Below are 12785 nucleotides of genomic sequence, written 5' to 3' on the forward strand. Positions count from 1 at the left end.
TGTTGTTCAGCTCGTAGGTGTAGGTGCCGTCGGCCTTGAGGACGATCTTGCCGTACTCGCCGTTGACGGCGGTGTTGACGTTGCCGGTGACGTTCTGGCCGGCGGGGACCGTGCCCTTGGCCACGCCGACGACGTTGGTGACGTCCGCGCCGAGGGTGTCGGCGCCGGTGCCGGTGATGACGTTGCCGGAGGCGGTCAGTGCGGTGTCTTCCGTGACGGAAGCGGTGTCGGGCTTGGCTTCGGGCGCGGTGTCGGTGATCTGGATGACCAGGTCATTGCTGCGGGTCTCGCCGGCAAAGTCCGTAACGGAAACCTGGAAGAGGTCGCGGACCGAATCGTCGCCATTGGAGTGATCGGCGGCTCCGCCAGTTTCCTGGTAGGAGTAGGTGATCTTGCCAGTGGCGGCGTCGTAATTGGTGACGGTCAGCACCCCCTTGTCGGTGGCGATGACTACCGGGTTGGCGGCGCTGGCGTTGCTGACGTCCTTGCCGCCCACCGTGACCTTGTCGACGCCGGCCTCGGCGGAGACGGTCACGGAACCGGTGACCGTGGCGCCAGACGCTTCGGCCACATTGTTATGACCCGCCGTCACATCGCCGTCGCTGTCTTCAGGCGTGATCACCGGAGGAGCGTCGGTCTGGCCGGTGACCGTAATGGTCAGGGTGGCAGTGCTGGTCGCGCCTTGCGCGTCGGACACGGTGTACGTGATCGACGTCGTTGCGGTCTGGCCGTCATTCAAATACTGGAATGCCGTGCCGGGGTTGAACGTGTACGTGCCGTCGGCGTTGAGCGTGAACGTGCCGCCATTCGAACCGACGACAGGCTTGCCGACGTCGGCGTCGGCGCCATTGACTTGCGAAACGCGGATGGTGTCGCCGTCCGGATCGCGATCGTTGCCCAGCACGCCTTCGGTAACGTGGTCAACGACCAGGGGCTTGTCTTCACCGGTGGTGCCTTCGTCATTGGTGGCGACCGGGACGGGGTTGCCCACGGTCCAGACGAAGGTCTGGGAGACGGTTGCGCCCGACTTGTCGGTGGCGGTGACGGTGATGAGGTACTCGCCCTTGACGCCCGTGTTGGTGTGATCGGACGCCCAGTTGGCGAACTGGCCGGTGAAGGTGCCGGTGGTGGGGTCGAACTTCAGGCCGCCGGGGATGTGGTCGACCGAGTAGACCAGGGAGTCGCCGTCGTCGAGGTCGCTGAAGAAGCCGGACAGGTTGTAGTTGACGACATCGCCGTCCATGTTGTCCTGGTTCTGCAGGGCAACTGCGGTCGGCGCGTCGTTGGTGCCGGTGATTTCGACCGTCAGCGTGGCGGAGCTGGTGCCGCCTTGGCCGTCCGTGACGGTATAGGTGATCGAGCTGGTCGCCGTCTGGCCCGCGGCCAGGTGCTGGAAGGCATTGCCGGGATTGAACGAGTACGAGCCGTCGGGATTCAGGGTGAACGTGCCGCCGTTGGAGCCGGCCGTCGGCGTGCCCACGTTGCCAGTGGCGCCGTTGACTTGCGACACGGTCAGGGTGTCGCCGTCCGGGTCCACGTCGTTGGACAGGACGCCGTTCTGGGCGCTGACGTTGAGCGTGGTGTCTTCGTCGGTGGTGCCGTTATCATCGGCCGCCGTCGGCGCAGGGTTGGTGACGTCCCAGTTGAAGTCCTGGGAAGTCGTGGCGCCGGACGGGTCGGTGGCGGTCACCGTCACCGTGTAGACGCCATTGTTGCCGCCTTGCGAGGCGGAATGGTCGATGGTGCCGGTGATGATGCCGGTGTTCGGGTCGATGGTCAGGCCGGGCGGCAGGCCGGTGGCGGTAAAGGTGAGCTTGTCGCTGGTGTCCGGGTCCGAGAAATGGCTGGAGACGTTGTAGCTCACGCCGGTCTGGGCGTCGATGCCCGAGGTGTCGGCGATGGAGGTGGACACCGGGCCGTCGTTGGTGCCGGTGATCGTCACGACGACGTTCGCCGTGGAGGTGGCGCCGCTGGGATCCGTGATGGTGTACGAAACGGTACTGGTGGCCGTTTCGCCCACGGCCAGGTGGCCGTATTCGTTACCCGGGTTGAAGACGTAGCTGCCGTCGGGCAGGACCGTGAAGGTGCCGCCGTTGCTGCCGTTGACCGTGATGCCGGCCGGGGTCATGGGGCGGCCGCTGACCGAGACGATCGCCAGCGGGTCGCCATCGGGATCCGAGTCGTTCAGCAGCAGGTTGCCGCGCACCAGGCTGTTCTGCTCGCCGCTGCCGGTATCGTTCAGCGCGTTGGGCGGGGTGTTGACGGTGGCCGGAGTGGCTTCATCGTCGCCGCCGGCGCCGGTGCCGGACAGGCGGGGCAGGATCTCCTGGCCACGGCTGGGGTTCGGGTAGGCCAGGTCGAGCGGGGTGGTGGTTTCCAGGATGCGGGCCAGGCGCACGAAGCTGCTGCCGCCGGCATCGCCGCCGCCGGCCACGACGGCAGCGGTGGGATCCAGTTCATCGAACGGGTCGCGGCCGTCGCGCAGGGCGGCCAGCAAGCGGTCGGAGTCGGTGCCGGAGGGCGGAGCCACAGCCGCTTCGGACGGGTCGGCCAAGGGGCCGGTCATGTCGCCGGTCACGGCAACCTCGCGGCCTTCGCCGATGACGATCGGCATGCCGTTCTCGACCTGAAGCGAAACCGTGGCGCCCGAGGCAGTGACCACGTCGCTGCCTGCGGGGACCTTGCTGCCTTGATGCAGTTCAGTCAGGGAACCGTCGCTATTGCGTATCCACGCGCGACCGGAGATTTCGTTGACGACTGCGGGAGAGGTGTTGGCCATGTTGGTTCCGTTTCAGGGAGTTATCCAAGATGGCCAGATACTAGATTGCGCCGCCGGCGCGGGATATTGTCCTCAAGGACAGTATCAGGAAGTAATTTTGATTTTGGCGTCGGCGGGGGCAGAAATGCCGTGGACGAGCAGGGCGAGCTGCAGGCGGTCGGTTACGCCCAGCTTTTCGAAAACGGCTGACAGGTGGGCCTTGACCGTGCGCTCGGTGATGCCCAGGGCTTCGGCGATCTGCGCATTGGCCTGGCCGCTGGAGGCATAGCGGGCCACGGTGATTTCGCGCTCGGTCAGCACGCCGCCATCCCAGGCGTGCTCGTCCTGGGCGCGCTCGGCGACCAGCTTGAGCAGCCGCGACACCAGCGAACGGCCCATCCAGATGCCGCCGGAGGCGACGACTTCCAGCGCCTGCGACAGCGAGGCGGCCGAGGCATAGCCGTGGCAATAGCCATGCGCGCCGGCGCCCAGCACCCGGGTGCCTTGCTCGTCGTTAGGACTGGGGCTGGCGACCACCACGTGCAGGTCCGCCAGGGTCGCGGCCCAGATGGGATCCTGCCAGGACGGCAGCCGGGGCAGGTCCGCATCCAATACCGCCAGAGTGCGGCCCTGTTCGCGCCAGCGTTGCAGGTCGGCCAGGCCGCGCCCGCGGGCCGCCAGCCAGCGGGCCGGATTCAGGCCGCGCCAATGCTGCCACAACAGGTCGTCGTGCGTAATCAACAGGACAGGAACGGGTTTCATAAGGCCTTGCAGCCCTCCTTTAACGTTCGGTAAAGGCATTCGCCTTGGCGCGCAGTATGGGCTTGAGCAGGTACTGCAGCACCGTGCGCTTGCCAGTCAGGATATGAACCTCCGCCACCATCCCGGGGATGATGGGCAACAGTTTGTCGCCTACCGTGCTGCGATCCGTGCGGACCCGCACCACATAGTAGGAATTGCCTTTCTCGTCGGTCACGGTGTCCGCGCCGATCTGTTCCACCTTGCCTTCGAGGCCGCCGTAAATGGCGAAGTCGTAGGCCGTGAATTTCACTTCTGCCTTCTGGTCGGCATGCAGGAAGCCGATGTCGCGCGGCTGGATGCGGACCTCGAGCAGCAGCGTGTCGTCCTTGGGCACGATCTCGATGATGTCCTTGCCGGGCTGGACCACGCCACCGACCGTGTTGTTGAACAGCGTCTTGACCGTGCCGCGCACCGGGGCGCGGACCTCGGCCAGCTTTACTCGGTCGGCCAGCGCCAGCTTGCCTTGACGCAGGGTCGCCAGCTTGGTGTTGGTTTCCGACAGCTCGTTGCGGGCCTGGTTGCGGATGTTCAGCTCAGCTTCCTGAAGCTTGCTTTCGGCTTCCTTGATGGAGGCCTGGAAGCGGTCGATCTGGGCTTCGGCGCCTTTTTGTTCGCCGCAGTAGCGGGCCACGTCGCGTTGCAGGCGCAACAGATCGACTTCGGACACGGCGCCGCTCTTGAGCAGGGGACGGGTCACCTGCAGCTCGCGCGAGGTCAGGCCGCAGCTGGCCGCGGCCTGGTCGCGCTTGGCGATCGTTTCGCGCAGATCTTCCTGGCGTTGCTTGAGTTGTTCGCGCGCGACGTTGACCGTGGCGTTCAATTCAGTGGTGCGCGCTTGCCAGGCATTGCGCTCCATTTCCACCAGCCCGGGCGCCTGCGTCAGCACTTCCTCGGGAGCCACGAAGGGTTCGCCCGTGGCCAGGGCCTGCAGGCGGGCGGCCTTGGCGAGCAGGGAAAGGTATTCGGCGTTGTTCTCGCCCAGCGACGAGGCGAACCGGGTGGAGTCGATCTTCAGCAGGATCTCGCCCGCCTCGACTTCCTGGCCCGGGCGCACCAGGATTTCTTCGACGATGCCGCCGTCCAGGCTCTGGATGATCTGGACCTGGCGCGAGGGCACGACCTTGCCTTCGCCGCGGACGACTTCGTCAATGCTGCCGGTGCCGGCCCACAGCAGCAGGCCGCCGGTGGCCAGCAGGCTGACCCACAACAGGATGCGCGAACCGCGCGCCTGCGATTCATGGATGACCCATTCGGCGTTGCCGACGTAGTCGGAGCGTTGCTGGGGCTTGCCTTTTTCGGCGCCGTCCAGCAAGCGGTCGAAGAAGAACACGAAGACGCCGCGCAGCATGCGCCACAGGCTTCCAAACAGGCCGTGCCGGGTTTCGCCAGGATTGTTCAGCATGGTTTCCTCAGCTTCCGCGTCCGACGCGTCCTTGACGCAGTGCCTCGACCACTTGCTCCTTGGGACCGTCAGCCACGATATGGCCGTTGTCGATCACGATCAGGCGGTCGACCAGGTCCAGCAGGGCGGTGCGGTGCGTGACCAGCAGGATCGTCTTGGTGGCGCTGGCTTCACCCAGCCGCTTGCGCAGCTGCGCTTCACTCTGGTGATCCATGTTGCTGCTGGGCTCGTCCAGCAGCAGGATGGGCGGATCGTTGATCAGGGCGCGGGCCACCGCCACTGACTGGCGCTGGCCGCCGGAGAGAGACTCGCCGCGTTCGCCGATGACCATGTCGAAGCCGTCGGGGTGCAGGTTGGCGAAATCGGTGACGCCCGCCATGTTGGCGGCTGCCAGGATGCTGGCGTCGTCAGCGTAGGGCGCGCCCATCGCCAGGTTGTGCTTCAGGCTGCCATAGAACAGCAGCGGGTCCTGCGGCACGTGGCCGATGGCGCGGCGCACGTCGGCCGGATCGATCTGCCGCACGTCCACGCCGTCCAGCAGGACTGCGCCCTCCGTGGGCTGGTACAGCGCCAGGGCCAGCTTCTCCAGCGTGGTCTTGCCGGAGCCGATGCGGCCAATGATGCCGACCTTTTCGCCCGGCTTCAGCTTGAAGGACACTTTCTTCAGCACCGGCTGCTTGCTGCCGGGATAGCTGAAGGTCACGTCGCGGAATTCAATGCCGCCATGGAAGACGGGACGATGCAGGAATTCGGCTTCTGCCGGACGTTCGATCGGCAGCTTCATATAGTTGTCGATCGAGCCCAGCGAGGTGCGAGCGTTCTGGTACTGCATGAGCAACCCGGCGACCTGGCCGAGCGGGGCCAGGCAGCGCCCGGCGATCATGGAGGCGGCGATGATGCCGCCCATGGAAATGGCGGATTCCTGGGCCTGGTAGACGCCGATGATGACGACGGAGATCGACACCAGTTGCTGGACGGCCTGCACGAAGCCGACCGTCGAGGACGAAATCAGCTTCAGTTTGCCGCCGGTCAGGGCGATGTACTCGGTGGCGCGTTCCCAGTTGCGCTGGATGGATCCCTGCGCGTTGAGCGTCTTGACGGACTCCAGGCCGGTCAGGGCCTCGACCAGGGTCGCGTTGCGCTGCGACGACGCTTGGTAGGAGGCCATGGTGAGGGATTCCATGCGGGCTTGCGCGGCCAGCGATACCAGCAGGATCAACACGATCGCGACCAGCGGCGGCAGCACCATCCAGGGCGAAATCCAGGCCAGCGCCAGCAGGAACAGCAGAATGAAGGGCAGGTCCACCAGGGTGGTAATGGTGGCTGACGCGATGAAATCGCGAATGGATTCGAACGAACGCAGGTTGGCGGCGAAGGATCCCACCGATACCGGCCGGCCCTCCATGCGCAGGTCCAGCACGCGTTCCATGATCTGCGCGGACAGGCGCACGTCGACCCGTTTGCTGGCGCTGTCCACGACGTGGGAGCGGGCGGTGCTCAGGATCATGTTGAAGATCACGACCAACGTGATGCCGATGGCCAGCACCCAGAGCGTTTCGACGGCGTTGTTGGGCACGACGCGGTCATACACGTTCATGGTGAACAGCGGCATCGCCATTGCGAAGATGTTGATCAGCAGGGCGGCGATCAGCGCGTCGCGGTACAGGCGCCGGTTTTCCATGATGGCGGCCCAGAACCAATGGCGCTCGCGCACCTTGGCGACTTCGGGCGCGCGCGCGTCGAAACGGAACTGCGGGCGCACGAAGCACACCAGCCCGGTGTATTGGGCCGACAGTTCCGCGGCGCTCATTTCCATCGAGCTGCCGCCCAGTTCGGGGTGGCTGACGACGTAGTTTTCGCCGTCTTTCTTCAGCAGCAGGCAGGCGCGTTCGCCGTTGAGCAGCAGGATCGCGGGCAGCAGGTCCTGCGAAATGCTGTCCAGCGTGCGCTTGACCACGCGGGCGGAGAGCTGCGCGCGCGCGGCGGCGCGCGGCAGCAATGCCGGCGTCAGTTTGTGTTCTTCCAGCGGCAGGCCGGCCGACAGCGCCTGGGCCGTCGCCGTCACGCCATGGAGCCGGGTGATTTCAACCAGGCAATCGAGCAGCGGGTCGTCATGCGCCGCGCGCGCGTCCGCGCGCCACTCCCGGGCCGCCATTTCAGATAACTTGTCCATCTTCGTCATCCAGCAGGTCGAGGTGTTCGGAGAGGCGCGCGCGCTGTTGCTTGCGCTGGGTCAGCTTTTGTTGAGCCTGGATAGGCAGGTCGGTCATACGCAAGGTGCCATTGGCTATCAGCGCGTCGATCAGGTCTTCCAGGACGCGGACGAAGTCCGCATCCAGTTGTGAGAAGTCGTTGCCCTGTTTCTGCATATGGTCTCCTTGCGCTTGCGTCACCTAGGGTTTGGCCTTGGGCGAGTTTACCGGGATGAACGTGGGCGGCAGATTGCCCTCGTTGTATTGCACGCGCACGGGCGCCAGGCGGGCCGAGTCGGGGATCGTCGAATTGCAGAGCTTGATGACTTCGTCGGAGACTTCCAGCTTGCCGTTTTCCTCGGGCATTTCGTTGCGCGCGGGCTGCAGCGACAGCGCCGGCAGCAGTGCGTGCGACAGCGCCAGCCAGCGGTATTGCGCGATCTGCAGGTCATACAGCGCGTTGGTCAGGGCGCGGCGCGATTCGAACAATTCGTTTTCGGTGTCCAGCAAGTCCAGCAGCGAACGCTGGCCGATCTGGAATTGTTGGCGGTAGGCTTCGCGCACCTTGGTGGTGGCCACTTCGTGGTCGCGCAGGAAGGGCAGCTTCTGGTTCAGGCTGGCGACGTTGTTCCAAGCCACGGCCAGGTCCTGTTGCACATTGCGGCAGGTGTAGTCGCGGATGTCGCGCGCAGCATAGGACTGCGCGGAGGTCTGGCGCACGCGGGCGGAGTCGGATCCACCGCGATACAGGTTGTAGCTCATGACAACCTGGACGCTGGAGTTCTGGATGTCGCGGTTTTGCGGCGTGGGATCGTTCTGGTCGCGGCCGGTGGCGGCCACGAATTCGAACTTCGGCGAGAAGGCGCCCTTGGACGAGGCGACGCCCGCTTGCGCGGCCTGCAGCCCGGCCTGCTTGGACAGGAAGCTGGGGTTGCGGCGCAGCGACTCGTTGAAGTCGGCGGGCTTGACCGGCAGCTTGCCGCTGATATCGGGCGTAGGCTGCATCGCTTCAGGGGGCAGGGCGCCGGTGACGCGCTGGAAACGCTGCTGCACGTCCAGCAGGTTGGCGGTCTCGGTCATCAGATTGGTCTGGGCCAGCGCCAGGCGCCCGCCGGCCTGTTCCAGGTCGACGCGGCGGCCCACGCCCGATTCGGCGCGCTCGTTGATCTGCTTGAGCGTTTCTTCGTGCAGGGTGTAGTTCTGGCGGGCCAGCAGTTCCATGTCGCGGTAGCGCTGCAGGTCGATATAGGCCTGCACTGCGCTGAACGCGGTGTTGTCGCTGGTGGCCAACAGGTCATAGAAGCGCGCCAGCTTGTCGAAGCCGGCTTGCTTGACGTCGTTGCTCGTACGGAAGCCGTCGAAAATCAGCTGACGCAATTCCACGCTGTAGCCGGGACGGCTCCAGCTTTGCGACCCGACTCCGGGCACGTTGTTGCGGTACTCGCGGCCCACATAGCCTTGCGCATTGATCTGCGGGAAGAACGCGCCGCGGGCAACGGCCTGGCCTTCCAGCGAAGCCTGGAAATCATGGTACTTGGCCTGGATTTCCGGGTTGCTGAGCAGGGTCTGCTCAACGACCTGGTTCAGTGTGACCCCAGCTGCCCCGGAGGCGGGAGCTGCTGACTGTGCAAATGCCGCAGGAACGAATGCCAGGGCAAGGACCGAAGTCGTGCTTTTGAGCAAAAACGAAGCCATAGTGATTATTCGCGAGTCGAGTTAGGAATTAATGGCCGCCATATTGTGTGGAAATGTCAGATTTGACGAGTCAATATTTGTTAATTCTTGACGAAGTTTTCCGGTCGGCAGTTTGAGTTTCTTCGCGCATCATCTCTTAATTAGCTTGAATTTGCACTAATTTCGCCATATCCCGGATTTTTGATCCGGTTTAATGCGGGATAAATGCGGTTTATTGCGCTTTATTTCGTTGTTTGGGTGAATCCAGCGCACAACGATTATATCGGTTTGATAATTTTGTATCTGTTTTAAATACCTGAATTTGTATCTGTAACTGTTTGATTGCAGTTCGATTGAGGTGTGGAAATAGGACGAAGTGACCCTCGCCATGTCCTAGCATGGTAGTGTTAGTACTGGTATATAAGGTGTAGTTGTACTAGGTTGAGACCCTGTGCATAATTCGCTCATGCCGCAGTGGCTGGCGCCCGGTGATCATTGTTTGAACCGCGCGCGGCACGAGCCGGATTGTCTATTTGCAGAGCGCATCCATGGCCCAAACTCTTTACGACAAACTCTGGGACGCCCACGTCGTCCACCAGGAATCAGACGGCACCTGTCTGCTCTATATCGACCGCCACCTGGTGCACGAAGTCACCAGCCCCCAGGCGTTCGAAGGCCTGGCGATGGCCGGCCGCAAGCCGTGGCGCACGGGCGCCAACCTGGCGGTGGCGGACCACAACGTGCCGACGCTGAACCGCGCCCAGGGCATCGACGATCCGATTTCGCGCCTGCAGGTGGACACGCTGGACGCCAACTGCGAAAAGTACGGCATTACCGAATTCCGCATGAATGACCTGCGCCAGGGCATCGTGCACGTGATCGGCCCGGAGCAGGGCGCGACCCTGCCCGGCATGACCGTGGTCTGCGGCGACTCGCACACCAGCACGCACGGCGCGCTGGGCGCGCTGGCCTTCGGCATCGGCACCTCCGAAGTGGAGCACGTGCTGGCGACCCAGACGCTGCTCATGAAGAAAGCCAAGAGCATGCTGATCAAGGTCGACGGCGAATTGCCCTTCGGCTGTACGGCCAAGGATGTGGTCCTGCACATCATCGGCATCATTGGCACGGCCGGCGGCACGGGCTACGCCATCGAGTTCGCCGGCAGCACGATCCGCTCGCTGTCCGTGGAAGGCCGCATGACCGTCTGCAACATGGCCATCGAAGCCGGCGCCCGTTCGGGCATGGTGGCGGTGGACGACAAGACCGTCGAGTACTTCCGCGGCCGTCCCTTCGCGCCCACGGGCGTGCTTTGGGATCAGGCGGTGGGCTACTGGCGTACCCTGCATACCGATGAGGGCGCCAAGTTCGACGCCGTGGTGGAAGTCAACGCCCGCGACATCAAGCCGCAGGTCACCTGGGGCACGTCCCCGGAAATGGTGCTGCCGGTGGATTCCCGCGTGCCGGACCCCGATCGCGAAAAAGACGACGTGCGCCGCAGCGGCATGGAACGCGCCTTGCAGTACATGGGCCTGAAGCCCAACACGCCGCTTACCGATATCCGTGTGGATCGCGTGTTCATCGGTTCTTGCACGAATTCGCGCATCGAAGACCTGCGCGCGGCTGCGGCGGTCGCGCGCGGCAAGCATGTGGCCTCCAATGTGCGCCAGGCCATGGTGGTGCCGGGCTCGGGCCTGGTCAAGCAGCAGGCCGAGCGCGAAGGCCTGGACAAGATCTTCATCGAGGCGGGCTTTGAGTGGCGCGAGCCGGGCTGCTCCATGTGCCTGGCCATGAACGCCGACCGCCTGGAACCGGGCGAACGCTGCGCCTCCACCTCGAACCGCAACTTCGAGGGCCGGCAAGGACAGGGCGGGCGCACCCATCTGGTCAGCCCGGCCATGGCCGCCGCCGCCGCCGTCGCCGGCCATTTTGTCGACGTCCGCACTTTCCGTTAAGCGTCACGCACCGAGTACCGACATCATGCAAGCATTTACCACTCACGAAGGCCTGGTGGCTCCGCTCGACCGCGAAAACGTCGATACGGACCTCATCATTCCCAAGCAGTTCCTCAAATCCATCCAGCGCACCGGCTTCGGTCCGAACCTGTTCGATGAACTGCGCTACCTGGACCATGGCGAACCCGGCATGGACAACAGCAAGCGTCCGCTGAATCCGGATTTCGTGCTGAACCAGCCGCGTTACCAGGGCGCTTCGGTGCTGCTGGCGCGCAAGAACTTCGGCTGCGGCTCCAGCCGCGAGCATGCGCCCTGGGCGCTGACGCAGTTCGGTTTCCGCACCATCATCGCGCCGTCCTATGCCGACATTTTCTTCAACAACAGCTTCAAGAACGGCCTCTTGCCCATCGTTCTGTCGGAACTGGAAGTCGCGCGCCTGTTCGACGAAGTGAAGGCTTTCCCCGGCTACAAGCTGCGCGTCGACCTCGACCGCCAGGTCGTGGTGGCGGCGGATGGGCGCGAGATGGGTTTCGACATCGAACCGTTCCGCAAATACTGTCTGCTCAACGGCTTTGACGATATCGGGCTGACCCTGCGCCAGTCGGACAAGATTCGCGCCTTCGAGGCTGAGCGCCTGGCCCGCCATCCATGGCTGGAAAGCCGTCCCATCGCCTGACGCCACCATTCTTCTGATTACAGGATCGTTTTCGTATGACTCACAACATCGCAGTCTTGCCGGGTGACGGCATCGGCCCGGAAATCGTCGAACAGGCCGTGCGCGTCCTGAAGGCGCTGGACGTGTCCTTCGATATCAAGCAAGCGCCCGTGGGCGGCGCCGCCTTCGATGCGTTCGAACATCCGCTGCCGCCGGCCACGTTGAACCTGGCCAAGGAGTCGGACGCCGTGCTGTTCGGCGCCGTGGGCGACTGGAAGTACGACAGCCTGTCGCGCGAGTTCCGCCCCGAGCAGGCCATTCTGGGCCTGCGCAAGGCGCTCGGCCTGTTTGCCAACCTGCGTCCTGCCATCCTGTATCCGGAACTGGCCAGCGCCTCGTCGCTGAAGCCCGAGATCGTGTCCGGCCTGGACATCCTGATCATCCGCGAGCTGACTGGCGACATTTATTTCGGCACGCCGCGCGGCGTACGTTCTTCACCCGACGGCGCCTTCGCCGGCGAACGCGAAGGCTACGACACCATGCGCTATGCGGAATCCGAAGTGCGCCGCATTGCGCGCATCGGTTTCGAATCGGCCCGCAAGCGCAACAAGAAGCTGTGCAGCGTGGACAAGGCCAACGTGCTGGAGACCTCGCAGTTCTGGCGCGACATCGTCATCGAAGTCGCGCGCGAGTATCCCGACGTGGAGCTGTCGCACATGTATGTCGACAACGCCGCGATGCAGCTGGTGCGCAACCCGCGCCAGTTCGACGTGATCGTGACCGGCAACCTGTTCGGCGACATCCTGTCCGACGAAGCCGCCATGCTGACCGGTTCGATCGGCATGCTGCCTTCTGCTTCGCTGAACGCAGGCGGCCAAGGCTTGTATGAACCCAGCCATGGCTCCGCGCCCGATATCGCCGGCCAAGGCATCGCCAATCCGCTGGCGACCATCCTGTCCGCGGCCATGCTGCTGCGCTATTCGCTGAATCTGGCGCCGCAGGCCGACCGCATCGAGGCCGCCGTGCGCCGCGTGCTGGCCGACGGCCTGCGCACCGCCGACATCTTCGAACCGGGCACGACCAAGGTTGGCACGGCGCAGATGGGCGACGCGGTGCTGAAGGCGCTGGCCTGATCTTCTCGGGATCGAGCCGCCGGGCGCTAGCGCGCGTGGCGGTTGAAGCAGCGTAAAACAAGGGGTGGCCCGGCTGGGCCGCCCCTTGTTTTGCTGTTGTGGCGTCGCCTCGAAAGCGCCCTGTATCCATTGCGGCCCCTATTATTTCTAGCTGCGCCGCAACATCCGGCCGTGCATTCTGATAAATTGTTGAATTGCACGGCTTTTTCCCCTGGACC

At 64.2% G+C, this 12785-nt stretch carries 9 protein-coding genes; 3 read left to right on the forward strand and 6 right to left on the reverse strand.

Going from position 1 to position 12785, the window contains the following annotated elements:
• From IB259_RS00005 to IB259_RS00030, 6 genes are all read right to left on the reverse strand, one after another.
• Positions 1-2779, reverse strand: a 2779-nt coding sequence (locus tag IB259_RS00005; protein ID WP_192326856.1) for a retention module-containing protein, incomplete at its 3' end; no start/stop codon positions are given.
• Between the two features lie 84 nt (positions 2780-2863).
• Positions 2864-3520 carry a response regulator transcription factor gene (locus IB259_RS00010; RefSeq protein ID WP_054458286.1) on the reverse strand — a complete coding sequence of 219 codons (657 nt, stop codon included), beginning with the start codon at positions 3518-3520 and terminating at the stop codon, positions 2864-2866.
• A gap of 19 nt (positions 3521-3539) precedes the next feature.
• The gene (locus IB259_RS00015) at positions 3540-4961 is read right to left on the reverse strand and encodes an HlyD family type I secretion periplasmic adaptor subunit (protein ID WP_054458285.1); all 1422 of its coding nucleotides are present in this window, start codon (positions 4959-4961) and stop codon (positions 3540-3542) included.
• 7 nt (positions 4962-4968) lie between these two features.
• Positions 4969-7134, reverse strand: a complete 2166-nt coding sequence (locus tag IB259_RS00020) for a type I secretion system permease/ATPase (RefSeq protein ID WP_054458284.1) — start codon at positions 7132-7134, stop codon at positions 4969-4971.
• Positions 7118-7330: a hypothetical protein gene (locus IB259_RS00025; RefSeq protein WP_042792889.1), complete on the reverse strand. Its 213-nt coding sequence runs from the start codon at positions 7328-7330 to the stop codon at positions 7118-7120. The genes IB259_RS00020 and IB259_RS00025 overlap by 17 nt, the downstream gene beginning before the upstream one ends.
• 24 nt (positions 7331-7354) lie before the next feature.
• Positions 7355-8848, reverse strand: a complete 1494-nt coding sequence (locus IB259_RS00030; protein WP_054458283.1) for a TolC family outer membrane protein — start codon at positions 8846-8848, stop codon at positions 7355-7357.
• Between the two features lie 527 nt (positions 8849-9375).
• On the opposite strand from IB259_RS00030, the gene leuC reads away from it, so the two are divergent.
• The 3 genes from leuC to leuB are packed head-to-tail and all read left to right on the forward strand — an operon-like array spanning position 9376 to position 12567.
• Positions 9376-10779 carry a 3-isopropylmalate dehydratase large subunit gene (leuC, locus tag IB259_RS00035; RefSeq protein WP_054458282.1) on the forward strand — a complete coding sequence of 468 codons (1404 nt, stop codon included), beginning with the start codon at positions 9376-9378 and terminating at the stop codon, positions 10777-10779.
• Positions 10780-10804: 25 nt separating this feature from the next.
• Complete coding sequence (gene leuD, locus IB259_RS00040; RefSeq protein WP_192326858.1) at positions 10805-11455, forward strand: 3-isopropylmalate dehydratase small subunit; 651 nt, start codon at positions 10805-10807, stop codon at positions 11453-11455.
• Positions 11456-11490: 35 nt separating this feature from the next.
• Positions 11491-12567, forward strand: a complete 1077-nt coding sequence (gene leuB / locus IB259_RS00045) for a 3-isopropylmalate dehydrogenase (protein ID WP_192326860.1) — start codon at positions 11491-11493, stop codon at positions 12565-12567.
• Positions 12568-12785: the final 218 nt, after the last annotated feature.

It is taken from the genome of Achromobacter sp. ACM04 (assembly GCF_014851465.1).
Taxonomy (GTDB): Bacteria; Pseudomonadota; Gammaproteobacteria; order Burkholderiales; family Burkholderiaceae_B; genus Achromobacter; species Achromobacter aegrifaciens.

Coding starts and splice junctions, on each gene's coding strand:
- IB259_RS00010 (WP_054458286.1), bottom strand. CDS start 3,520: ATGAAACCCGTTCCTGTCCTGTTGATTACGCACGACGACCTGTTGTGG.
- IB259_RS00015 (WP_054458285.1), bottom strand. CDS start 4,961: ATGCTGAACAATCCTGGCGAAACCCGGCACGGCCTGTTTGGAAGCCTG.
- IB259_RS00020 (WP_054458284.1), bottom strand. CDS start 7,134: ATGGACAAGTTATCTGAAATGGCGGCCCGGGAGTGGCGCGCGGACGCG.
- IB259_RS00025 (WP_042792889.1), bottom strand. CDS start 7,330: ATGCAGAAACAGGGCAACGACTTCTCACAACTGGATGCGGACTTCGTC.
- IB259_RS00030 (WP_054458283.1), bottom strand. CDS start 8,848: ATGGCTTCGTTTTTGCTCAAAAGCACGACTTCGGTCCTTGCCCTGGCA.
- leuC (WP_054458282.1), top strand. CDS start 9,376: ATGGCCCAAACTCTTTACGACAAACTCTGGGACGCCCACGTCGTCCAC.
- leuD (WP_192326858.1), top strand. CDS start 10,805: ATGCAAGCATTTACCACTCACGAAGGCCTGGTGGCTCCGCTCGACCGC.
- leuB (WP_192326860.1), top strand. CDS start 11,491: ATGACTCACAACATCGCAGTCTTGCCGGGTGACGGCATCGGCCCGGAA.